Here is a 22,140-nt window from a genome sequence, read left to right as displayed (position 1 = left end):
CCGACAGTATGATTTATATAATATATCTTGATATTTACACTAACATGGCTAGTGTCAGGTGTGAGACGTGTGGGAAACGGTTCTCTGCGAAGACGAATTTTGAATACCACAAGAAGTACGCGAACTGTGGAGACGAGGATACCCAACCGCCCGCCCGCGACGAGAGGAGAGAACGACGGGGGCAGTCGAGAGAGGTCACCGCACGGGCGACAGGAACAATTCACTCGTTCGAAGAAGACAGGGGGTTCGGGTTCGTGGCGACGGCCGATGTCGACACCGAGAGTACGGCAGAGACGACTGACACCGTCGATGTATTCGTGCACATTTCAGACGTGGACACCGACACGCTACAGACGGGTGACCGGTTGGAGTTCAGCGTTGTCGAGACGGAGAACGGTTTCAGATGTAAAGACGCGACGGTCATCAAGCGTTCGGGAACTCAAGAGGCGTCGCCCGAGAAGAAACACGACACTGCCACACGACTCGGATTTGGACGCCAGAAAGACGACACTGCGTATCGTGCTGGGTCGAGGGGGAAGTCGAACGACCGCATCGAGAGTTTCAAAGACGACCGAAAGTACAGGTAACCGCGTGGCGGCGTCTCCGCCGAGATTTACACAGAGGTCGAATCAAACCGGTTCCGAGATCCAGAACGCTAAAACCAGTCGATAGACGAGCGGAATTGCTCAACACACCTATATGACAATCCGACGAATAGTAACGAACGATGGCGAACGAGGAAGCCATCGCGCGTTACCGAAAAAATCGGCAAGACGAAATCGATAGTGCGACAGTCTATCGCGCGATGGCAGAGGCGGAATCTCACCCCCAACTCACCGAAGTCTACCGGCGGTTAGCCGAGACAGAGACGCGACACGCCGACTTTTGGGCGGAGAAACTCGAAGAGGCTGGGGTGACCGTATCGACTCCTAAGCCGACCATCCGAGCGAGGACGCTGGCGTGGTTGGCGCGACGCTTCGGCCCCGGAATCGTGCTCTCGACGATGAGAACAGGGGAAGTCGCAGGTGGTCGAGAGTACACGGCACAGCCCGAAGCGAAGGGGACCGGTCTGTCCGCAGACGAACGGTCGCACGACCGACTGTTAGCGACCATCGCGGAGGTACCGGGACGAGGAGTCGAAGGTGGCGTGCTGGCCCGCCTAGAGGGACGCCATCGCGCGACGAGCGGAAACGCCCTCCGTGCGGCGGTGCTCGGGGCGAACGATGGACTCGTCTCGAACCTCAGTCTCGTGATGGGTGTCGCGGGGGCCGCTCTCGAATCGGGGGCCATTCTGATTACGGGACTCGCCGGCCTCATCGCAGGTGCGGGGTCGATGGCGATGGGCGAGTGGCTCTCGGTCCAAAGCTCTCGGGAACTCTACCAGCGCCAGATTGACATCGAGGCGGAGGAACTCGCCGAAATCCCCGAAGAGGAGGAGCGGGAGTTAGCGCTCATCTACGAGGCGAAAGGTCTCTCGACGGAGCAGGCGGAATCGTTGGCTGCACAACTCGTCAGTGACGAGGAAACCGCCCTCGATACACTCGCTCGTGAGGAACTCGGCATCGACACGGAGGAACTTGGCGGGTCGGCATGGGAAGCCGCCGGAGCGTCGTTCGTCCTCTTCGCGCTCGGTGCAATCGTCCCTGTCCTCCCGTTCTTCCTCCTCACCGGCTTCACAGCGATTGGAGCGAGTTTGATACTGAGTGCCCTCGCACTCTTCGTAATCGGCGCTGGAATCACGCTGTTGACGGGGCGGAGTGTCCTGTACTCGGGGTTCAGACAGGTCGGAATCGGACTCGCCGCCGCGATACTCACCTACGGCATTGGGACGCTCATTGGGGTGACTCTGGTCGGATGAGTTCGACTTCGTTTCGCTCGTTGTGAATTTACTCGAACTCGTTCCTGTGCAAGACGAACAAGAGAAACAAATCGTCCTGAAGGGGGTCAAACTCCGACGAAGGGATGACACCGTTCGACGCGTTCCACGCGGCGACACGCGACGCCAGACATGGACGTACGCTCGTCAGAGAAAGACTACGAGGACATCGGCGCGTCGAGAATTCCGCTGGAACCGACTGACGAGGAGTGAGTCTGGCCCTCAAGTTATCACCGAGCCACATTGTACATCAACGCCACAACCACGAGTCCGACGAAGAGGCCTGAAAAGAAGAACCCCGCCACGGCACTCTCGGCGTGCAGTAGGTAGTCAATGCCGCTGTACGACGTGAAGTCCTGCCCAATCATCGGCCAGAACCAGAGGAAGGCCCACACCGGGATACCGACGATGATGCCTAACTGTTGGAGGGTCCGAAGAAGGTCGGGTTGGTCTCTCGTCACCGAGTCGCTCATCTCTGACGAACGATATCGTGACAGTGTGATAACAGCTTTGGCAGAATCACCGATTCTGCCGTTGCTCCGCCTTGTTTAAGATGGTGAAATCTAGCATACTGGTGAACGAACGGACTCAGTCGTCGTCAGCAGTATAGGCCCCACCGCGACGTTTGATTCGAGCGACGACTATTCGCTGGTCGTTCTGACGAAACGTCACAGCCAGTCGAAACTCGCCGACGCGAACTTTCTTGTGTGGGCTGTTCTGGAGCGGTTCGCCGTAATCCGGCGGGTCACGCCACGGTGAATCGACTATCTCGTCGAGTTTGTCGAGAATCCGGTCTTGTTCGTGCGCATCGAGCGCGGCGAGGCCGTCTTGTGCGTTCGGTGTGAGTTCTCACGTCCAGTCGCCGTCACTCATCGCCGTCCGTGCCGAATTTCTCTCGTGCGTCTTGGGCGCTCATCGTTCGCCCTTCGCGGATGTCTTCTTCGGCTTTGAGGAGCGCGACGAGTTCGTCGCGGTCGAACGTCGGGAATTCGGTTGCGTCCCGCAACGTGTAGCGAATGAACTCGCTCCGACTATTGAAGCCGCGTCCCTGCCACGTGTCGTCTATCTCGTCGAGAAACGACTGGGTGACTTTGAAGTTCACCGTGACGATTTCATCGTCGCCACCGTTGGTGTTCGTAGTTGCTTCAGACATACGCATGTGTTACGTGCGTCTTACCAAAGCGGTTTCGCCGTCTGCATCCGTAGAAATCCAAATTAGGTTTGACAGGGCCATTTAGGCAGGTAATTTATCACATTCAGATGACATTCTACAGAGCGTGTTCGTGATGACGACGGTTACGACCTATCTGTTTGGCGAAAGTCGAATTGTGGGTCTTCGTGTTATCCTTCTGTCTCTCAGCGTCGCACTGTTCGTATTTTTGCTGCAGACGCTCATCCCATTTGTTGAGTTCTCTCAACCGCCTGCGTCGTACCTGTTTTTTGTTGGGGTGCTGCTTTTGGCAGCAATCAACGCATCACGAAATAACGGTCCCGTGGTGAGTGTACTGGTTGCGTGGGTACTAACCGGTGCGGCAGTTGCAGGGGGTAGTTTCGCAGGCTTCCACACTGAACCAACGGTTTGGGAACGCTACGTAGTCGGACCAGCGATTATCGGGCTTGGATTCGGTGGACCAGTAGGCGTTGTCGGGTATGTACTCGGTCTCGTGAGTCGTGTGGTACGACAGAAGACAAGCGGTGCCCAGTGGCCGACTCGATAGAAGTTGGTCTGACCTATTGAGAAGCAGCCGGAAGAACGCGGCACCCAAACCGGGTTCAAGACGCCGATTTACACCTGTTTAGTGCTATCTAGACTGTCTTTGCTCGGCCTTGTTTATCTCGATGAGCAACCGGAAAATCGCCTTCACCAAATTGGAATCCACTTCGAAGTGGTCGGCGTTCTCGCCGGCGCGTTCCATCACACGTTCTTCTTGGGATTCGTCGGTCGTCGGCAGGTCGTGTTCGGCTTTGACCTGCGCGACGGTGTCGGCGACGTAGGTTCTGCGAGCGATGAGTTCGACGATTTCGCGGTCGATATCTTCGATTTCTTCGCGAAGTTCGTCGAGCGTCATGTCCTGTATCCATTCGGCGTCGTCTGTCGTGTCGTCTGTCATAGGATTCGTGCTCCGTCAGTTCGGGTGGTGGTCAGTCGTGTCTCGCCGTCGCGGGCGTCCCATCGCTCCTGGACCTGTTCGAGGCCGTCACGGTCACCCACTGCGACGACGCTCGGGCCGGTCCCAGAGAGGGAGACACCGTCTGCGAGAGGCATCGCTTCGACGGCGGGGTCGGTCGGAAAGTCCAGCGCGGCCGAGAACGCGAGGCCGTTGACCGTCATCGCCTCTGCGTACCGGCCTTCGAGCGCGAGTTCTGCGACGAGATTTGCCATCGAGGCGACGTCCTCACAGCGAGAGACGTCGGCATCGGCACTGAAGGCTTGCTCCGGCGGTGTCCACACGAGGACGTCCCAGTCTGGTTCGTCGCGGGCGACGAGTTCGTCTTCGGTGTTGTCGGTGACGACGACGCCTCCGAGCATGGACGCCGATGCGTCGTCGAACGCACCGGTGACGGTGACGCCGACCTCTCGGGCCGCCCGAACGCCGAGGCGACAGGCGTCGATGCGGGTGATGTCGTCGTCCGGACCGCGGCCGACCGACGCACCGACTGCGTCGAGTGTGGCGAGCACTGTCGCGTTCGCGGCGGCGCTCGAACTCTTGAGACCGGCGGCCATCGGCACGTCGCTCTCGGTTTCGACGGTGCCGCCCTCGCCGTCGCCGTACTGCTCGACGACGAGTTCGACACAGCGTTCTACGAGGCGCGTGTCGGCGTCGGGTGCCTCCGCGATGGTCCCGCGAACGTCGTCCGAGTCGTCTAATTCGACCGTCGCGGTGGTCTCTGCGTCGATGGCGAACGCGGAGCCAGTCCCCGTCGCGAGGGCGTTCAGGATGGTTCCTGCTCCGAGGGCGGCGGCTCGGCCGTGCATACCTGTACGGAAACGAGGGGAGGCAAAGAAGTAGCGGTCGGTGCCATATCATCCGCTGCCGAATCAGTTGGCGAGCGTGCCGGTTCGATGCACGGTATCGCTGCGTATTCGATACGCGGTATCGCGTCGTTTTTCACCGTTCCGGAGTAATCGCGTGGTATGAGCGCCCGAAACGATATCGCCCCGAGTACCCTCGGCATCGAACTCCACGACTACGGCGTCGAAGTGGAGTATATCGACAATCGGACGACGGTCTACCGAGGTGTCCCCGAGGCGATTACGGGCACGCTGCAGACGAGTCCCGGCAAAGAGGTCCACGTACTCGTCACCGACCCGACGGAGACGGAGGGTGTGATGATGTACGTCAACGACCTGAAGACGCACGACGGCGTCCTCGAGTCCAGCGGTGTCGGCCGCGTCATCCTCGCAGAGGGTGAAGAAGAAGAACTGTTTCCTGGTGTCGTCGCACGCCGCCTGCCCGGCCACAATTTCGAGATAGAGGCCGACCCGGACGTGGCCCGTGGCCGCGTGTTCGTCTTCGTCGAAGACGACTGGAGCGAACAGTCCTACGAGTTCGTCTCCGAGTGATGCTCCGGAAGCGATGGGAACCCCTGGAAAAGCGGACGATTGGGAAGGCACCGGAAGCCTACGGCTACTACGAACTCGGTGACGCCGATGGGAATCTGGTCGGACGGGGCGTGGGCGTCCTCCGCGACGAGTTGAAAGAGGTACTCGCCTACGGCGACGGCGAGCGTGTTCGCTGGGAGCGAGCAACGTCGCTCGACCACGCCGAACGAATCGCCGCGGAACACGACCCCGAGTAGTCAGCGTCCGACGCTGGCGGTGCGACCGTCTCTTACTGGAGGTACGATGGGCTATCGGTATCGCAGTTATCCTCGTGGGCCTGGGCGTCTGCTCTGACGTCGAACAGCATCCCACACTCCTCACACTGGAACCACGTCTCTCCGTCTTTCTGTGTCGTGGTCACCATGTATATGGCTATCACACGAGTCCGGAAAACGGTTACTCCGGGCGAACGCTCAAGAACTGAGACACCCAAGCAACTGTCATGACCGAAGACGGGGTGACACTCGTGGTCCGTGCCGCCGAAAAGCGCGACGCGGGGCGCGGCATCGCCCGCCTCCCCGAAGCAGCACGGCGAGAACTCAGTGTATTGAGTGGTGAGACCGTCGTCATCGAGGGGACTCGTGAGACGGTGGCGAAGATGTGGCCCGCCCGCCCCGGTGCTGACGCCGGCGAGATTCTCGTCGACGCCGACACGCGAGCGAACGCGGGCGTCAAAATCGGTGACACCGTCCACGTCCAGAAGATAGACGTCGACGACGCGAAGTCGGTGACGCTCGCTGGCCCCAGCGCGTTCGAACGAACCAGTGTGAGTCGAGAGACGATAGAAGACGTCGTGAAATCGGAGATTCGGAATCGCCCCCTTCGGGCCGGTGACCGTGTCCGCGTCGAGCGACTCGGTGGTTCACTCCTCGTCGTGAGCGAGACACGACCGGGTGGGGTCGTCCGCGTCACCGACGCGACGAACGTCACGGTGACCGCAACGGAGTCGAAGGGTGCGAGCGAGGCAGTCCGAGACGCGGTCAAGAGCATGACGGGGACCGACGACGGGGACGGAGGTCGAGGACGCGCGACGGGCGTCACCTACGAAGATATCGGTGGCCTCGACGACGAACTCGACCTGGTTCGGGAGATGATAGAACTCCCACTGTCGGAACCCGAAGTGTTCGCCCACCTCGGTATCGAACCGCCGAAAGGCGTGCTCCTCCACGGCCCGCCGGGCACCGGGAAGACGCTCATCGCGAAAGCCGTCGCCAACGAAGTCGACGCGACGTTCATCACGATTTCGGGGCCAGAAGTCCTCTCGAAGTACAAAGGCGAGTCAGAAGAGAAACTCCGTGAGGTGTTCAAAGAGGCGCGCGAGCAGTCTCCGAGCATCGTATTCTTCGACGAGATAGATTCGATTGCGGCCAAGCGTGACGACGGCGGCGACGTCGAGAGTCGTATCGTCGGCCAACTACTCTCTCTCATGGACGGCCTGGACGCTCGTGGCGACGTCGTCGTCATCGGGGCGACGAATCGCGTCGATAGCCTCGACCCGGCGCTCCGTCGCGGTGGGCGGTTCGACCGCGAGATAGAGATTGGCGTCCCGAACGTCGGTGGCCGTCGGGAGATTCTCGACGTCCACACCCGTCAGATGCCACTCGCAGACGACGTGGACATCGACCGACTCGCCTCGCGGACACACGGGTTCGTCGGTGCAGACCTCGAGTCGCTCGCGAAGGAAGCGGCCATGACCGCACTTCGACGCTCTCGGCGCACCGGCGATGGGGTTCCGGTCAGAGACCTGACGGTGACGCGCGCCGACTTCGAGACGGCGATGGCGGTAGTCGAACCCTCGGCGATGCGCGAGTACGTCGCCGAACAACCGACCAAGGGGTTCGAAGCAGTCGGCGGCCTCGACGACGTGAAACGGACGCTCGAGCGTGCCGTCACGTGGCCGTTGACCTACGCACCACTCTTCGAAGCGGCGGCGACAGACCCACCGACTGGACTGCTCCTCTACGGCCCACCGGGAACCGGGAAGACGCTTCTCGCGCGTGCTATCGCGGCCGAAAGCGAGGTCAACTTCATCCACGTCGCCGGCCCAGAACTCCTCGATAGATACGTCGGTGAGTCCGAGAAATCCGTCCGAGAGGTGTTCGACCGGGCCCGACAGGCCGCGCCGAGCATCCTCTTTTTCGACGAAATCGACGCTATCGCGACGAACCGCGACAGTATGGGGTCGGACTCTGGCGTGACAGAACGCGTCGTCTCGCAACTCCTGACCGAGATGGACAACGCCGCCGACAATCCGAACCTCGTCGTCCTCGCGGCGACGAACCGGCGAGACGCCCTCGACCCTGCGCTCCTTCGTCCCGGTCGACTGGAGACGCACGTCGAGGTGCCCGCCCCCGACATCGAGGCGCGTCGCGCCATCCTCGACGTTCACGTCCGGAACAAACCACTCAGTTCCGACGTCGACCTCACCGACGTCGCTGCGCATATGGACGGGTACTCCGGCGCAGACGTCGCCGCAGTCTGCCGCGAGGCGGCGCTTCGAGCCATTCAGGACGTCGCCAGCGCCTACGAGGGTACAGCGGCTAACGACCACGCCGACGAGATTCGCATCACACGGGAACACTTCGACGCGGCACTGGAGTCGGTTCGGCCGAGTCTCTCCTGACAGTCGAGATTATCTTCTTTCACGACCTATCACGAGTCATGTTCACATGCAACAGTGGTGTGTCGTGAACGCGGCGTGGCGACGGAAGGTCCAACGAGAGGTAGACGCACTCACGGGAGGACCGCTCTCTGCCGGGTGGTGGTTCACGAAAGCAGGACTCCGGGTCGTATTTGCAGAGGTCATCTTCATGTTCCTCGTGATTATGAACAACGATGCAGACGCGATTATGGCGGTCAACGCCGGTGAGGCGTCGGTCCTCTCGATTTTCGCCCTCGTCTTGACGACGCCCGACTACCTCGTCATCGCGGCAATCGTCTTCCTCGTCGCGTTCTTGCTTCCGTTCCTTCCGAGGCGGAACGAGGCGACGAACCGGTGGGAGTAGACTGCCTAGGGAGTCCGATATACACTAGTCGAGTCGCTCCAAATCGCCGTGGAGTTCGCGATTCATCACGTCCGCGACGAAGAGTCGGATGCGCTTGTGCAGTTCGTCTTCGGTGTCGTAGGTTTCGACTCTGAGGTCCCATCGCGCTCGTGCCGCCCGAATCATCTCGCTCGTGACCGTCGCCTCGTGGACGAAGACGATTCGGTCGCCGTGGCTCTCCGAGAGGCGTTCGAGGATGGACCCAGCCTCTTCGCCGACGCCGAAGTTGTGGCCGAGAAACGGGAGGACGAACACGGTCGCGTTGCTCGCCTGCGCGAAGGCGATACTCTGCGTCGCGGCGTCGACGTCGTCGGTGTCGATGTCGATATCGACGGCGAGAAACGCGTTCACACCTGGGTCGGCGCGCAACGACCCTTGCAGGCGACGCAGGAGGGCGAGTGCGCCATCGACGTCGTCTCGCGCCGAGAACAACTTCCGAATCGGGCCGGGGAGGTCCGCGACGTCGATGTCTGCGAGTTCTTCCTCCGAGAGGACGTAGTTCAGGTTGAACGACTTGTAGGGCCCCATCACGTAGACGAGAAAGCGGTCGTAGGTGGTCCGGCCGAGGGCGTCTCGGATGTCGTCCCGTGTGATGGTATCGCGCATGTACCGTCGTACTGACCGAATCAATATATAAAAAACGGCCTTTTCAGGGAAGTTTGACTCGAGAATCGTTAAGTCGGTACGGGACATCTCACTAGACGAGATGGCGACGAACTCTCCGGCCGACGCGAAGGGACTGCCAGAAGACCCTGCCGAGTTGCTGCCGCCGACGAGCGTCCTCACGCTGGACGAGTATCTCGACATGCAGGCGGCTATCGGTGACCGAACCCGGTTTACCCTGCTTTACCGACTGGTCCACTTCGGGGAGCGAAGTCCGAAAGAACTGGAAGACGCCCTCGATATCCGGGCGAACAACCTCCACTACCACCTCCGAAAACTGGTCGACACCGGACTGGTCGAGAAACGAAAGCGAACCCACGCGGACGGCGATGGATTGTTCTCCTACTACCGCGCGACGTCACTCGGCGCAGATATCCTCGAATACGGTGTCGAGGAACTCATTCGGCGTGAACGCGACTACCGCGACGCGTACACGTCGGCGTAGACGCCGCAGTTCGTTCGGTTCCTTCACCGGTCGTCACGTCACCTGCCGGATGCGCCGCCTATTTGGTAGTTGGTCACACACCGAAACCCGATGTCAAATCTCCTCCCAGAGGAAGCACAAGAAAAGCTGATTTCGGTGTGTCGTGCCGCCGCCGGAGACAGTCTTCGGTCGCTCACGTACTTCAACCGATTCGACTACCTGCAGGTCTACCTGCGCGACGACTTAGAACAGGAGGCCGACCTGAACTCCTTCATCGGAAACGAGTGGCACGACTTCAAGATGACACAGGACGCCTATCGTGGGTCCGAGCTCGGCGACTACGAGTACACCATTCGCGTGTTCGAAAACGGCTACCTCGTCCGCATCACGCTCGAAGACATCGGGGTCTTCGTCACGACAGACGGCATCACGATGCAGGATTTCGAGGCGCTCAAAACCGCCGTGACGACGATTCTCGACGAGTGGGCGATAGCGGAGTAATCAGTCCCAGAACCGATTCCAGTCCCCGAACGAGTCCGAATCAGTCCCAGAACGACTGCGTCCGGGCGTACTCGCGTTCCCGTTCGAGGATGTCGCGGTAGAAGTCGTCTTCGTCTTCTCGAAGTTTGTTGATGATACGCGCCGCGTTGTGCGGGCCGACGCCACGGGCAGCGAGCGCGATAACCGCCTTCTTGCCGTGTGCCTGGACGAGACTCGCAGAGCGATACGCTCGCTTCGTCAGGCGTTCTTGTTCGTCGTCTTTTTCCGTCGCTCGGACTGCTTTGACCGTCTCTTCGTCCCACGGGTTGAGCGCCGCAATACGGGTCGCGCCGCACTGCGGACACTCCTGTGGGTCGCGCACGCGCTTGACTTTCGTCTTCCGCGTCCATTCCTTGCAGTGCAGACAGAACAGCAGGACACGGTCGTTTTGAATCCGGTCACGTATCGTCTCGATGACGCTCGCGTCGGCGTTTTCGGGGACGAGCAGGTCGGTCCCAGACCCGCGCCCGCCCGTGCCGATTGGCGTCGGTTCGCGGGCGACGACGAGTTCGACGTCGCCGGCGTGGAGTCGCCGAAGCAGTTCGACCGTCTCTTCGACTTCGAGGTCGGTGTGGAACACCTCCCTGACCGCTTCGTCGTAGACGGGTGTGTCTTCGAGCGCCGCGAGGAGTCTGTCGCCGCCGAACCGACCGCGGCCCTGATACCGCTTGAGCGCCCCGAACTTCGCGGCGACCTGTGCGAGCGTGAATTTGAGTGAGTCCGAGCGCTTGAGCGCGAGTTCGAGGAGCGCTTCGACGTGTTCGGGGTCGGTTTCGCGGAGAACCTCGGCGAACGTCGTCGGCGACACCTTCCCCGGAACGTCGAACTCGACGCGATAGGGGTCGACTTCCATCCCGACCGACGACCCGGTTCGCTGGCCGATGAGCGCCGACAGAAGTCGTCCGAGCGTCTCGTTGACCCGGTGGCCGTAACAGGAGTTCAGCGTCACCTTCCGGGGTGAGCCTTCGATGACGAGACGGTCTGCGGTCGGAATCGGTGCGCCGGTTTCGACCTGTCGTTCGAGAGGGCCGAGTGCCGTCGAGACCGTCGCCGAGTCTGTCGGATATCGCATTGCGATGTCGCGGGCGACGCTCTCTCTGTCGGCACCCGATTCGAACTGTGGTGCTGCAACGTCCCGGAGTTCACCGACTTCGCCCGCGACGGGTGCTGGGACCGGAATCTCCGACCCGACCCACGACGGAACTTCGCCGCCGGGGTCTTCGATTGGTGAGACGTTTACTCGTGCTTCCTCGTCGTCCACGTCGTTGACGCGCCACATCTCCCCGCGCTGGATGAACGTCGCACCCGGAGACGCGAAGTTGAGGACGAACTTCTCGTCGAGCGTCCCGATTTGCCGACGTGAGGACATGTCGTGGACGTCGTAGGTCTCCTCGTCGGGAATCATCGAGAGGTTGGCGTAGAAGTACTGCCACGTCCCGCTGGACTTCTCCAAGAGGTCTTTGTCCTCTTCGACCCAGAGCAGGCGATTCTGCGAGAGTTCGCGGACGACGGCGCGGAAATCGTCTTCTGAGACGTCGCGGAACGGATACGCCCGAGTGACGATTTCGTAGGCGCGTCGGGCAGAGACGTCGCCGTAATCCATGACGATGCCGACGATTTGGTTGGCGACGGTGTCGAGACTCCCGTGGTGGACACGGGCGGGTTCGACTTCACCCGACTCCGCCCTTCGGGCGATGGCGAGGGCTTCTAAGGTGTCGTCGGGGTGGTCGGTGACGATGGTCCCTCGGGAGACGACGCCCAGTCTGTGGCCTGCCCGCCCGACTCGCTGGAGGAGTCGGGAGACTTCGCGCGGACTGTTGTACTGGACGACGTGGTCCACCCGGCCTACGTCGATGCCGAGTTCCATCGAGGACGTACAGATGAGGGCGTCCAACTCACCGGCTTTGAACCGGTCTTCGACGTCGATGCGGACGTCTTTCGAGAGCGACCCGTGGTGGACTTCGATGGAGTCACCCAGTTTCTTGAACCGAGACCCGAGCGCTTCGGCAGTCTGTCGGGTGTTGACGAAGACGAGCACCGACTCGTGTGTGCGAACGATGTCGCGTATCGTCCGGACGTGGCTCGCTATCTCGGGGTCGGTTGCGAGTTTGCCGGCCAGTCGCTCGTCTTCGTTCGTCACCTCTGGACGGACCACCTCGAACTCGACGCGATTGTCCACGTCCACCTCGATGATTTCGAACTCCCGGTCACCCGTCAAGAACTTCCCAACCTCGGTGGGGGACCCGACAGTCGCCGAGAGACCGATTCGCTGGAACGGCCCCGCGAGTTCGTGGAGGCGCTCTAACCCGATAGTCAACTGGGCCCCGCGCTTGGCCGACGCGAGTTCGTGAACCTCGTCGACGACGACGTGGTGGACGTCCGAGAGCGCCTTTCGCAACTTCTTGCCCGTGAGCATCGCCTGCAACGTCTCGGGCGTCGTCACCAGCACGTCCGGCGGGTCGTTCGCCTGCTTCTGGCGCTGGTACTGCGTGGTGTCGCCGTGGCGAACGTCGATGTCGATATCGAGGATGTCGCCCCACCAGTCGAGACGCTCGCGCATGTCGCGGTTCAACGCCCGAAGCGGAGTGATGTAGAGCGCCGAGATTCCGAATCTGTCTTCGGCCTCGCTGATAGCCGAGAAGACCGGCAACATCGCCGTCTCCGTCTTCCCAGTTCCCGTCGGCGCGATGATGAGGCCGTTCTTCCCGTCGGCAAGTGGGGGAATCGCCCGGCGCTGTGGCTCTGTCGGTGTCGAAAATCCACGCTCAGAGAGCGCCTCACGGACGGGCGACGAGAGCGTCGCAAACGCGTCCATTCCGGCGGCGGCCTCGCCGTCTGGCATCTGCCCGAGGTTACGGTTCGAGGCTATTGAGCACACCGCTCGGAGCGGTGGTGGCCAGAGCGTTCATGTCGTTCAAAAATCAACTTCGTGCTGTGTCCCCGACCCGCGCGTTCTGGCTCTCGTTCGCAGTCTACGGTCTCGCGGCGACAGTCTCGGTCGGCCTCGATATCGCGAGCGGAACCGCCGGCATCGGCACTGTCGCCGCACTCTTTGGCATTCTCGTCGTCGGCTATGCTTCGATGACCGCACTTCGACATCCCGACCGTGTGAACATCCCGACAGACTGGGGGCCGCTCGTCTACCTCGTCGCCGCGGGCGTAGCAGTGTTTCTCGCCAGCGTGGCACTACAGGTGTACACGGTGGTCCTGTGAGTCCGGAACGGACGTTCTGGCTGTCACAGGCAGGGTTTCTGGTGGGAAATATCTTCATCGCACTCGGCATCGGAACCCGCGAACTCGCCCTGTGGGAACTCGTCTTCGTGGGTGGGCTCGTCGTCGCCAGCGGTGTCTTCGTCGTCTACGCCGTACACGAGCGAGAGCGAGGGGTTCCAGACTATTTCCGTGAGTGGTCGGGGTGGCAGCGGCTGGCGCAGCTAGGCGCTGTCGCAGTGTTCGTTCTCGGCGTCCTCGTCCTCGCGTACTCCTAGCTGAGTCGGGTTCCCCCATCACACTCGCTGGTAGTCTCCCAACCGCGTTCCGTCTAACAGGTAGGCTTCGCCATCTGCGAGTCCGTCTGGTAAGAACGGCGAGAGAAATCCCTGTCCGGGGACGTTGACCCACGTCCCGCCGGAGGTGTCGTTGAACGCCGGAAACAACACGAGTTCCGGGTCGTGCCACTCCAGTTCGGAGCCGTCCACGTCGAAGTGGTCGGCGAACACGTCCGGAACGAGCGACCCGCGAAGCCAGACGCGCTCTTTTCGCGCCCCACCGACTTCGTCTTCGAGTCTGACCGCTGGGTGTTCGTGGGCCGAGCAGACGACGTCGGCGGCGAGGACCTCCCGAGAGGGCCACGTGTGGCCGTGACAGAAGCCAACTTCACCGAGTCTGACGCCATCGCGGCCGGTCACCTCGACGGAGTCTCCAAAGAAGTCGGCGAGCCCGCCGTCGTGATTGCCGGGGACGAGCGTCATCTCTGCCCGGTCGGTGACTGCGTCGACGAGGTCTGTCAACTCCGCTGCTTCCTCGCCTCTCGGGTCGCCGATGCGGTGTCCTAAATCACCGAGGACGACGAGTCGGTCTGCGTCGGTTCGGTCGAGAAGCGAGAGCAATCGCTCGCGGCGGACTGCGGCGTTCGACGGGAGTTCGACACCGCGTTCGTACCGCAATCCCGCCTCGATGCCGGCGTGATAGTCTGCGACGACGAGCGAGCGCTCCGGGAACCCACGGCGTGTCGTCCGCGCGACTGCAGCGGGTTCACCGGGAATCGGTTCGACGAGCGGACTGGACACGGCCTCAGATGGCCTTCAGCACGTCGTCCTGTGGTTCGTAGCAGCGACCACCGAGGAGTGCGTCCTGGATGGCGTCTTCGACTGCGCCGACGTCAGCGCCGTACTCGTCGACGACGGCCGCGACCACGTCGTCGTGTGCGGCACCGTCTCCATCGTCGAGACCTTCCATCGCCTCGACGACCACCGATTCGAGGTCGATGTCTTCGGCAGGCGTGTCGCCGCCCGTCGAGTCGGTGTCGGTGTCGGTGTCGTCGGTCACTTCTTCCGGTTCGGGTTCGTCGGCGACGGGCGCCTCGTCTGCGACCGTCTCGGCGTCCGAGTCGGCCACGTCTTCGTCAACCTGTTCGGAGACTTCGTCCACGTCGGGCACGTCGATGTCTGCCTCGCCGGCGGGGTCCACCTCGGACCCGCTCGTGAACTCGGTGCCGAACTCGGACTCGATTTCGGCGCGTTCCTCCTCGTCCATCTCGTACATTGCCGACGGGTCGGTGGATTCGTCCTCGGAGTCGGCCGTCGAGGTAGTAGCGTCGGATGCGTCGGCCGCTCCCTCGGCGTTCACCTCGTCTTCGATATCTGGGAGGTCGTCGTCGAAGTCACCCAGGTCGTCGAGTTCGTCGTCGAACGACGAGGTCTCGTCAGCGCCGTCGTCGTCGAAGTCACCGAGTGTTCCGGGTGTGTCCGATTCCACGGGTTCCGAGTCGTCGTCTGCGGCGGCGGGTTCGTCGGAGAACGTCGGTTCGGGTTCAGATTGTGGTTCGGGTTCAGACTCCGCCTGTGTCGTCTCCACGTCTGTGGTCGATGGTTCGGTGGATTCGTCCGGTTCGGCGGGGGTTTCCGTCTCGGGAGCGGGTTCGCTCTCGGTCGCTCCGACCGTCGTCGCTTCGGCGGCGACGGGTTCGGAGTCAGCAGGCTCTGTCGAATCCGCAGTGGCGTTCGACTCCGCGTCAGCAGTCTCGGATACGACTTCGTCGGCCGGTTCGGGTTGGTCGGACTCGACCGATTCCTCGGCGTCTGCTTCCGCTTCAGCGGACGTTGCCTCTGCCGGACGCTCCTCTGCGGCCGGTTCGACGTCGACGCTGTCGGCAGGTCGCAGGTCGAGTTCTGGGAGCGCGCCGAGCGTCGCGTCGCCTTCGTCGTCCGGAGCAACCGTGAGGTTCTCCACTTGGTCGCGTTCGCCAGCGACGAGTTCGAGCGCCTGCACGGAGAGCGCCCGCACTGCTTCGAGGTAGGAACGAGTGGTTCCGTAGTGGTCGATGGCGCGCGGGATGCCCGCGGCGAGCGTCGATTCGACACCTCGGGCTTCGAGGTGGCGGCGCAGTTCGTCACCGCGCTGGGGCATCGAGAGCGCCTCGTCGAACACGGCGATACGGTGGAGCGTCGCTTCGGCGGTGGTGACCAGCCAACGGTCACGCACGTCGGCGTCGATAGTGTTGACGCTCTCGGGGCGAATCGACGTGTAGACGACGTCGGAGTCGTCCGGTTTGTACGTCCGCGCCTTTCCGGCCAGGGCGACGAACGCCGGCGGCGTCGCCTGGTCGAGGAACGCCATCGGTTCGGGTTGGTACTGCCCGGCGTAGGTGATGAACGCACCAGTCGGGTCGGCGATTCGGCCGCGGAGTACCTCGTCGTTCACGTGTTCGACTTCGGTGAGCGCACCGGCGACGAACGTCCGGTTGAGACGTGCGCCCGTCGGGGTGACGACGTAGTTCGGTGCGCGTTCTTCGTCGCTCTCGGAGTACGACAGCGACGCGTCGTCGAACTCGGCAGCGAAGACGCGGTAGGCGACTTCACGCGTGCCGACGACCGGTGAGGAACTCATGCGCCCACCTCCGTGAGGAGGGCCTTCGCACGGTCGGCCGGGTCGTCGTCGGTCTCTTCGAACTCGGCTGCTTCGAGGTTCGCACCGTACTCGTCTACCGAGAGATTACCGCGAACGCGGTACTCACGGCCGACGAGTTTCGACGCGATTTCGTCGGCGACGACTTCCTTGTCCATCGCCTCACGGGCGGCGGCCATCGCGTCTTCCATCGTCCCGCCGTAGACTTTCGTCGTCAGGTCGTGGTCGAGGATAGCCGTCAGCGTGCCGGTGCCGTCGTCGAGAATTGCTTTCACGCGCATGTCGTCTTCGCCGTCGACCTCGCCGTGTTGTCGGCACTGGCCGTTCTGGACGACGCGCCCACAGTCGGGGCAGCGTTCGATGAGGCCCGACCCGTCGCGGACTTCGAGGACGTTTCCGAGCACTTCCACGTCGAACATACCACCGGCATCGACGGCCTCACCAATCTTGAGGCGAGGAGCGGAGTCGGTCACGGCGACCGATTCGTCGAGTACCTCCAGCGTCGTGAACTCGGAGAGGTTCACCTGCGGGACGCCACGGAACTCGCGGACGTACACGTCCGTGAGGCGGACGCTCGCACCTTCTTCGATATCCGGGCGAGGTGCCCAGTCAGTGAAGGGCAGTCGTCCGGTCTCGTCTGCGAGGACGCCCGAGAGAATCGTCGTGTCACCGTTGCGGCCGCTGATGGTTCGAGACTCGACTTCGAGGACGCGAGCCTCGATACTGCGGCCACGGTCACCGGCCTGGAGGTCGATGAGGTCGGATTCGCCGCCGATTCGGTCGTCGTACGGTGTCTCGACCGTCTCTGACTCCACGCCGACGGTCGATGCCGCGCCGATGTTGAGTTCGGGTTTGCCGTCCCACTCGCGGACGCCGGCGTTTCCTATCGTCACCGAGTCGCCGGGTTCGAGACCGAAGTCCTGCCACGCCGTATAGGAGATGACGCCGGACTCGTCTGCGAGTTCACCTTCGCGAATCGTCTGTTCGTCGCCCTGGTAGACGATAGAGCGCGTACCCACGGTGAGGACGCGGACGGTCACCGAGACGTTGCCGTCGTTCGGGCCGATGTCACCGATACGCTTCGACGATGGCGGTGCGTCGCTTCCCGACGAGCCCCCGCCGTGTTTTCGGCGGACGCTCTGTTTGGCTTCGTCCAGTGGGACGCTGTACTGCAAGAGGTTCTGCAGGTCGGATTTGACCTCCTCTTTGTCAACACCGAGAGCGGAGGCAAGCTCCTCGGCATGTGGTTCGAGATCCATCGATGCGCACTTCGGCCCCTTCGGATAAAAAGGGTTGCTGGGGCCGGAGGTGGAGTGCGTTCGTCGGTCGGGTTCCGTGGGCGAATCACTAAGTGTCCGCGTATCAGTTGAAGGGGTATGACGAACGACGACACTCCCGAGTCGGACGAAGACGTCTCCTTTTCGGTGACTATCGAAGACGGGTGGACGACGATTCTGATGGAAGGCGACAAAGACACCGCAGTCGTCGTCCGCTCGGAGTCCGGCGAGCGAATCTATCTCCCACCGGAAGGGTTCGAAGACACCCCGAGCGACAGTGCGTACCAGCGTTCGGATAGCCCATATCAGTCGTCGTACGACTCACCGTACCAGTCGGTTCAGAACGACGACTCACCGTATCAATCTGCGCGCGGGACGATGCCCCGCGAAGGGATGGTTCCGACGAGAGACGGCTACCGAATCCGACATCCGGAACCGGTGACCGACCTCCGTCTCCTCCGATAAGCGCGCTCAGTCTGCTGTTTCGTCTGTTTTCTCGTCGAGAATCTGGTGGTAGTATTCGACCGTCTCGTCGACGACGCGGTCCCACGTGTACGGTTCGTACTCGGGTTCGCCTTCGAGTGAGAGGCCGTACTCGATGCCGTCGGCGATCGACCGCGAGTCCGGTTCGACTTCGATGACGCAGTCTTCGGGAAGGACCTCCGCCGCCCCGCTTTCGGTGGCGACGACGCGAGTGCCAACCGAGAGCGCCTCGACGATGGTGATTCCGAACGGTTCCGACAGCGACGGCGAGACGAAGAGGTCTGCTGCCGCGTAGTAGTCACCGAGTTCCTCTTCGGGGATGTAGCCCGCCCACTCGATTCGGTCTTCGACGCCGAGGAGTTCTGCGAACCGCTTGAGTTGGTCGGTGAGGTGGCCCGACCCACCCATCACGAGCGTCACGTCGTCACGGTCGAGTTTCTCCAACGCGTAGACGAGGTGTGAGATGCCTTTCTGGTCGGTGTGGCGGCCGACGAAAAAGAGCATCTTCCCGTCGATTTCGAGTTCGTCTTTCAGGTCACGGCCCGTCGTCTCGACTTCGGTGAAGCCGTTGTAGATGACGTGACAGTCGCCGCCGTACTCCTCTTTGACCTTTCCAGCGAGGAGGTTGCTCACCGCGAGCAGGTGGTCACACCGTTCGGCGATGCGGCGTTCGGTCTCGACTTCGCGCTGTGGCGGGTCGATGTTGCGGTCCGAAGACAGCGAGTGGAACGTCGTCACCCACTCGACGTCTGCGTTGTTCGACTTCGCGCGCGAACCGGGTCCGTAGCCGAACCAGTCGTGGGTGTGGACGATGTCGGCCTCGGCAGCGCGCTCGGCGAACTTCGTGCCCAGTCGGCCGATTCGCGTGATGATGTCACCTTCGCCGGTCGGGACACCGACGATTCCCTCACGGTCGGGAGCGTATTCGGCGGGGAGGACAAGTTCGATTTCGACGTCGTCTCGGTCTTCGAGTCGCTCGAACATCTCGCCGACGTGTGTGTCGAGTCCACCGCTGACGTTCGGCGGGAACCCCCAACCCAGCATGAGGACTTTTGGAGTCATTGATGCCACAATCTACCACACAACCCTATTTAATTCCTGTCTGATAGACATCGGGGTGACACGTCACCGAAAGGCGTTTTCTCCCCCCTGCCGACCGACGAGTATGCACGTCCACGTCAACGCCGCCACGAGTGTCGACGGAAAGCTCTCGTCGCGTCGCCGCGAGCAGGTGAAGATTAGCGGTGACGAGGATTTCGCCCGCGTGGACGAGGTTCGCGCCGCGTCCGACGCCGTTCTGGTCGGCGTCGGAACGGTCCTCGCCGACGACCCGCACTTGACGCTCGACGACGCCGAACTCGTCTCAAAACGAGAGTCGCGCGGCAAATCGTCGCACCCCGCGCGAGTCGTCGCCGACTCTCGAGCGCGCACGCCGACAGACGCACGAATCCTCGACGACGAAGCGACGACGTACGTACTCGTCTCGGAGGCCGCACCGGCAGACCGGCGGGGCGCGCTCGAAACGGCAGGGGCAGAAGTGGTCGTCGCTGGCGACGAGCGCGTCTCGCTCCCGGCGGCGTTCGAATCGCTCGAATCACACGGCGTCGAACGACTGATGGTCGAAGGCGGTGGCGAGATTATCTTCTCACTGTTCGACGCTGGCCTCGTCGACGAACTGACGCTGTACGTCGGGTCGATGGTCATCGGCGGGCGAGACGCACCGACGCTCGCCGACGGTGACGGATTCGTCTCGGCGTTCCCTCGTCTCTCGCTCCAGGCTGTCGAGCGTGTGGACGACGGCGTGCTTCTGACGTACGAGTGCTGAGGCGGGCGTTTTCGGTGTCCACGTCGCCTCTTTTTGCGGTCGTGCAACGTCGCGCAAACAGGCGCAATGGGTAAGGGCCTCGCGCCGATACAAGAGGGCATGAGCACACCCGAAGCGACCAACGCACCCATCCACGTCGAGAGCGCGGCCCACCTCGACGAACTCATCGCAGAGAACGATATCGTCCTCGTCGACTACCACGCCGAGTGGTGTGGGCCGTGCAAGATGCTCGAACCCACCGTCGCGGAGATTGCCGAGGAGACCGACGCCGTCGTGGCGAAAGTCGATATCGACGAACTGCAGGACCTCGCCCGCGAGAAACAGATTCGAAGCGTCCCGACACTCCAGTTCTTCGCGAACGGTGAGAAAGCCCACCAGGTCATCGGTGTCCAGAGCAAAGACGACCTCGTCGACGTCATCGAGCAACTCGCGTAATCTGTATTCTTTTTTGCCTCCGAAACACCGTGAGCGGTGCGCTCGTCACGCCTCGAGCGCAGTTTCACCGTCACCTGCGAAGCGGAATAGGGCAGATTGGTTCTGTCGAAGTCCTCTGCGTAGGACAGATTGGTTCTGTCGGACTCTTCTTTGGTCGGTGTGGCGTGATACGGACAGAGGACGAGTTCAGCATGGCCTCGAAGAACTAGTCGTCGATCGAGAGGCCAATCGAGTTGCCACACCAGAGTTTCTCACGGGTCCATTTTCTATCGGGGGACAGTCCCAAATTTGAAATAACGACTGTCTGAGTACGACTATCTACCAACTGGGTACTTTTCTAAAAGGTGAGGGAATTCCCTACCACCATGGAGAATTTCCCACCTCACGTCCCAAACCGGGTGGGCATCTCGGTTAGGCAAGACGCCGGCGTTTTCTGTCAGAGGCACCCCGGCGTCTAGAACGTAATGATGTACTAATACAAAAATCAGAGAGTTCACTACGAGCGTAACAACAGGACGTGTGACCGACTCGCGCTCTGTATTCAACACGGCCTCGACAAAATATCAGAATGTGAATACAAAAACAAGATTGATACGAAAGGAGATAACAGAGAGTCCGAGTGACCGACGCTCAGAACGGCGCGTCGGAGACGTCGGGTTCGAATCCCGCGCCCGGTTCGTCGTCGTAGTACCCTCCGGTCGAGGCGTGGACGGCGTCGATTTCTTCGAACTCCATCACCATCCGCGACTTGAGTGCCTGAATCGTCATCGGCGAGATTCCACACCCGGAACACGCGCCGGTGAGGGAAATCCACACTTCGCCCGTCTCTTCGTCGATGGCTTCGATGCCGGCGCTCCCGCCGTGCATCTGAATCTGGGGGAAGTTCCGACGCATGAACAACTCGATGCGTTCTTCGAGTGACTTCTCCGATGCTTGCGAACTCATACCGAATCGTGGGGGTTGGGCCAGCATAACGGTTTCTTCGGTGTGTGAACCGGGCGATTTCGACAGACGACACGGCGAGACCCGACGCGGCGAGGGCTTTTTACCACGGAGAGAGTATCGGAACCTATGATTTCACTCGACGAAGCAGTCACTGCCCGCCTGGAATCTCACGGCGCGCGTTTCGAGGTACTCATCGACCCCGACGCGGCGCTTGCTATCAAACGAGGCGAGTTCGACGGCGACTTAGAAGACGTCATCGCCGCCGAAGACGTGTTCGAAGACGCCTCTCGTGGTGACCGGCCGGCCGAAACCGACCTCGAAAAGGTGTTCGGAACGACCGACCCGATGCAGATTATCCCCGAAGTCGTGAAGAAAGGGGAGATTCAGATTACGGCCGACCAGCGCCGGGAGATGCAAGAACAGAAGCGGAAGTCGCTCATCAACCGCATCGCCCGCAACGCGGTCAACCCGCAGATGAACGACTCGCCACACCCGCCCGAGCGTATCGAGCGAGCGCTCGAAGAAGCAGGGTTCAAAATCGACCCGATGGAGCCCGTCGAGTCGCAAGTCGACGACGCCCTCGAAGCACTTCGACCCGTGCTGCCCATCAAGTTCGCCGAAGTCACCATCGCCGTCCAGTTACCCGCCGAATACGCCGGCAGCGGACAGGCACAGATTCGGAGTTACGGCGACCTCGAACGCGAAGAGTGGCAAAACGACGGGTCGTGGGTCGGCGTCATCACCTTCCCGGCAGGGATGCAGAACGACTTCTACGACAAGGTGAACAACATCACCAGCGGGACGGCCGAGACGCGAATCGTCAAAGACGAAGACGACCTCTGAAAGTCGCTAATCGACGGTTTTCGAACGAACTGTTCTGTCGGCGACGCGACGCCGT

The 22,140-nt window shown here is 61.7% G+C and carries 26 protein-coding genes and 2 pseudogenes; 15 read left to right on the top strand and 13 right to left on the bottom strand.

Going from position 1 to position 22,140, the window contains the following annotated elements; all coding sequences use genetic code 11:
* Positions 1-44: 44 nt before the first annotated feature.
* The 3 genes and pseudogenes from GJR99_RS02520 to GJR99_RS17900 form a co-directional block, all read left to right on the top strand.
* Positions 45-587, top strand: a complete 543-nt coding sequence (locus tag GJR99_RS02520) for a cold-shock protein (RefSeq protein WP_191967055.1) — start codon at positions 45-47, stop codon at positions 585-587.
* Positions 588-727: 140 nt separating this feature from the next.
* Positions 728-1,858 carry a VIT1/CCC1 transporter family protein gene (locus GJR99_RS02515; RefSeq protein ID WP_151109101.1) on the top strand — a complete coding sequence of 377 codons (1,131 nt, stop codon included), beginning with the start codon at positions 728-730 and terminating at the stop codon, positions 1,856-1,858.
* A pseudogene (locus tag GJR99_RS17900) lies at positions 1,857-2,089 on the top strand (PIN domain nuclease); the annotation flags it as partial. The gene GJR99_RS02515 and the pseudogene GJR99_RS17900, both read left to right, overlap by 2 nt.
* Before the next feature lie 17 nt (positions 2,090-2,106).
* On the opposite strand, the gene GJR99_RS02510 reads toward GJR99_RS17900, so the two are convergent.
* The 5 genes and pseudogenes from GJR99_RS02510 to GJR99_RS02490 all read right to left on the bottom strand — a co-directional run bounded on the left by GJR99_RS02510 (position 2,107) and on the right by GJR99_RS02490 (position 4,853).
* On the bottom strand, positions 2,107-2,349 hold the full coding sequence (locus tag GJR99_RS02510) for a hypothetical protein (protein ID WP_151109100.1): 243 nt from the start codon (positions 2,347-2,349) through the stop codon (positions 2,107-2,109).
* A gap of 115 nt (positions 2,350-2,464) precedes the next feature.
* Positions 2,465-2,749, bottom strand: a pseudogene (locus GJR99_RS02505) (type II toxin-antitoxin system RelE family toxin).
* A complete protein-coding gene (locus GJR99_RS02500) occupies positions 2,742-3,029 on the bottom strand; it encodes a ribbon-helix-helix domain-containing protein (RefSeq protein ID WP_151109099.1) in 288 nt (95 codons plus the stop codon). Before GJR99_RS02500 ends, GJR99_RS02505 begins: the two are co-directional and overlap by 8 nt.
* A 649-nt stretch (positions 3,030-3,678) precedes the next feature.
* Positions 3,679-3,987, bottom strand: coding sequence for a chorismate mutase (locus GJR99_RS02495; RefSeq protein ID WP_151109098.1), 309 nt, complete (start codon positions 3,985-3,987; stop codon positions 3,679-3,681).
* Positions 3,984-4,853: a shikimate kinase gene (locus tag GJR99_RS02490; protein WP_151109097.1), complete on the bottom strand. Its 870-nt coding sequence runs from the start codon at positions 4,851-4,853 to the stop codon at positions 3,984-3,986. Before GJR99_RS02490 ends, GJR99_RS02495 begins: the two co-directional genes overlap by 4 nt.
* Before the next feature lie 159 nt (positions 4,854-5,012).
* On the opposite strand from GJR99_RS02490, the gene GJR99_RS02485 reads away from it, so the two are divergent.
* Both GJR99_RS02485 and GJR99_RS02480 read left to right on the top strand, forming a co-directional pair.
* Complete coding sequence (locus tag GJR99_RS02485) at positions 5,013-5,441, top strand: DUF5796 family protein (protein ID WP_151109096.1); 429 nt, start codon at positions 5,013-5,015, stop codon at positions 5,439-5,441.
* Complete coding sequence (locus GJR99_RS02480) at positions 5,441-5,677, top strand: DUF7508 domain-containing protein (RefSeq protein WP_151109095.1); 237 nt, start codon at positions 5,441-5,443, stop codon at positions 5,675-5,677. Before GJR99_RS02485 ends, GJR99_RS02480 begins: the two co-directional genes overlap by 1 nt.
* Positions 5,678-5,709: 32 nt before the next feature.
* Here the strand turns inward: GJR99_RS02480 and GJR99_RS17690 are convergent, their stop codons facing one another.
* Entirely contained in the window at positions 5,710-5,844 is a 135-nt protein-coding gene (locus GJR99_RS17690) for a DUF7128 family protein (protein WP_255518296.1), read from the bottom strand.
* Positions 5,845-5,922: 78 nt separating this feature from the next.
* Here GJR99_RS17690 and GJR99_RS02475 point away from each other — a divergent pair, with 78 nt between their 5' ends.
* Entirely contained in the window at positions 5,923-8,103 is a 2,181-nt protein-coding gene (locus GJR99_RS02475) for a CDC48 family AAA ATPase (protein WP_151109094.1), read from the top strand.
* 64 nt (positions 8,104-8,167) lie between these two features.
* On the top strand, positions 8,168-8,485 hold the full coding sequence (locus tag GJR99_RS02470; RefSeq protein WP_191967142.1) for a hypothetical protein: 318 nt from the start codon (positions 8,168-8,170) through the stop codon (positions 8,483-8,485).
* A gap of 24 nt (positions 8,486-8,509) precedes the next feature.
* Here the strand turns inward: GJR99_RS02470 and GJR99_RS02465 are convergent, their stop codons facing one another.
* Positions 8,510-9,130 carry a DUF7509 family protein gene (locus GJR99_RS02465; RefSeq protein WP_151109092.1) on the bottom strand — a complete coding sequence of 207 codons (621 nt, stop codon included), beginning with the start codon at positions 9,128-9,130 and terminating at the stop codon, positions 8,510-8,512.
* A gap of 100 nt (positions 9,131-9,230) precedes the next feature.
* Between GJR99_RS02465 and GJR99_RS02460 the strand changes: the two genes are divergently transcribed.
* Together GJR99_RS02460 and GJR99_RS02455 are read left to right on the top strand one after the other, a co-directional pair.
* The gene (locus GJR99_RS02460; RefSeq protein WP_151109091.1) at positions 9,231-9,632 is read left to right on the top strand and encodes an ArsR/SmtB family transcription factor; all 402 of its coding nucleotides are present in this window, start codon (positions 9,231-9,233) and stop codon (positions 9,630-9,632) included.
* A 90-nt stretch (positions 9,633-9,722) separates the two neighbouring features.
* Positions 9,723-10,112, top strand: a complete 390-nt coding sequence (locus tag GJR99_RS02455; RefSeq protein WP_151109090.1) for a DUF7522 family protein — start codon at positions 9,723-9,725, stop codon at positions 10,110-10,112.
* Between the two features lie 40 nt (positions 10,113-10,152).
* Here GJR99_RS02455 and GJR99_RS02450 read toward each other — a convergent pair whose 3' ends face one another.
* Positions 10,153-12,993 carry a DEAD/DEAH box helicase gene (locus GJR99_RS02450; RefSeq protein WP_151109089.1) on the bottom strand — a complete coding sequence of 947 codons (2,841 nt, stop codon included), beginning with the start codon at positions 12,991-12,993 and terminating at the stop codon, positions 10,153-10,155.
* A gap of 92 nt (positions 12,994-13,085) precedes the next feature.
* Here GJR99_RS02450 and GJR99_RS02445 point away from each other — a divergent pair, with 92 nt between their 5' ends.
* Complete coding sequence (locus GJR99_RS02445) at positions 13,086-13,364, top strand: hypothetical protein (RefSeq protein WP_151109088.1); 279 nt, start codon at positions 13,086-13,088, stop codon at positions 13,362-13,364.
* Positions 13,361-13,639 carry a hypothetical protein gene (locus tag GJR99_RS02440; protein WP_151109087.1) on the top strand — a complete coding sequence of 93 codons (279 nt, stop codon included), beginning with the start codon at positions 13,361-13,363 and terminating at the stop codon, positions 13,637-13,639. Before GJR99_RS02445 ends, GJR99_RS02440 begins: the two co-directional genes overlap by 4 nt.
* Before the next feature lie 18 nt (positions 13,640-13,657).
* On the opposite strand, the gene GJR99_RS02435 is transcribed toward GJR99_RS02440, so the two are convergent.
* Genes GJR99_RS02435 through GJR99_RS02425 form a run of 3 tightly spaced genes read right to left on the bottom strand, consistent with a single transcriptional unit; the run spans position 13,658 to position 17,536 of the window.
* On the bottom strand, positions 13,658-14,440 hold the full coding sequence (locus tag GJR99_RS02435) for a metallophosphoesterase (protein ID WP_151109086.1): 783 nt from the start codon (positions 14,438-14,440) through the stop codon (positions 13,658-13,660).
* Between the two features lie 4 nt (positions 14,441-14,444).
* Positions 14,445-16,259, bottom strand: coding sequence for a rpa-associated protein (locus GJR99_RS02430; RefSeq protein ID WP_151109085.1), 1,815 nt, complete (start codon positions 16,257-16,259; stop codon positions 14,445-14,447).
* Positions 16,256-17,536, bottom strand: coding sequence for a Single-stranded DNA binding protein (locus GJR99_RS02425; protein WP_151109084.1), 1,281 nt, complete (start codon positions 17,534-17,536; stop codon positions 16,256-16,258). Before GJR99_RS02425 ends, GJR99_RS02430 begins: the two co-directional genes overlap by 4 nt.
* A 117-nt stretch (positions 17,537-17,653) precedes the next feature.
* On the opposite strand from GJR99_RS02425, the gene GJR99_RS02420 reads away from it, so the two are divergent.
* Complete coding sequence (locus GJR99_RS02420; protein WP_151109083.1) at positions 17,654-18,019, top strand: DUF7510 family protein; 366 nt, start codon at positions 17,654-17,656, stop codon at positions 18,017-18,019.
* Between the two features lie 6 nt (positions 18,020-18,025).
* On the opposite strand, the gene GJR99_RS02415 is transcribed toward GJR99_RS02420, so the two are convergent.
* Positions 18,026-19,081, bottom strand: coding sequence for a glycosyltransferase family 4 protein (locus GJR99_RS02415; RefSeq protein WP_151113810.1), 1,056 nt, complete (start codon positions 19,079-19,081; stop codon positions 18,026-18,028).
* A 121-nt stretch (positions 19,082-19,202) separates the two neighbouring features.
* Between GJR99_RS02415 and GJR99_RS02410 the strand changes: the two genes are divergently transcribed.
* The gene (locus GJR99_RS02410) at positions 19,203-19,862 is read left to right on the top strand and encodes a 2,5-diamino-6-(ribosylamino)-4(3H)-pyrimidinone 5'-phosphate reductase (RefSeq protein ID WP_151109082.1); all 660 of its coding nucleotides are present in this window, start codon (positions 19,203-19,205) and stop codon (positions 19,860-19,862) included.
* A 99-nt stretch (positions 19,863-19,961) separates the two neighbouring features.
* Positions 19,962-20,297, top strand: a complete 336-nt coding sequence (gene trxA / locus GJR99_RS02405) for a thioredoxin (protein WP_151113808.1) — start codon at positions 19,962-19,964, stop codon at positions 20,295-20,297.
* Between the two features lie 630 nt (positions 20,298-20,927).
* Here the strand turns inward: trxA and GJR99_RS02400 are convergent.
* Positions 20,928-21,242: a NifU family protein gene (locus GJR99_RS02400; RefSeq protein ID WP_151109081.1), complete on the bottom strand. Its 315-nt coding sequence runs from the start codon at positions 21,240-21,242 to the stop codon at positions 20,928-20,930.
* A gap of 126 nt (positions 21,243-21,368) precedes the next feature.
* Here GJR99_RS02400 and GJR99_RS02395 point away from each other — a divergent pair, with 126 nt between their 5' ends.
* Positions 21,369-22,085 carry a ribosome assembly factor SBDS gene (locus GJR99_RS02395; protein ID WP_151109080.1) on the top strand — a complete coding sequence of 239 codons (717 nt, stop codon included), beginning with the start codon at positions 21,369-21,371 and terminating at the stop codon, positions 22,083-22,085.
* The last annotated feature ends 55 nt before the right edge of the window (positions 22,086-22,140 follow it).

The organism is Haloferax marinum (genome assembly GCF_009674625.1).
Classification (GTDB): domain Archaea; phylum Halobacteriota; class Halobacteria; order Halobacteriales; family Haloferacaceae; genus Haloferax; species Haloferax marinum.
The sequence above is the reverse complement of the archived record's forward strand: the minus strand, read 5'-3'. Positions and strand labels throughout refer to the sequence as shown.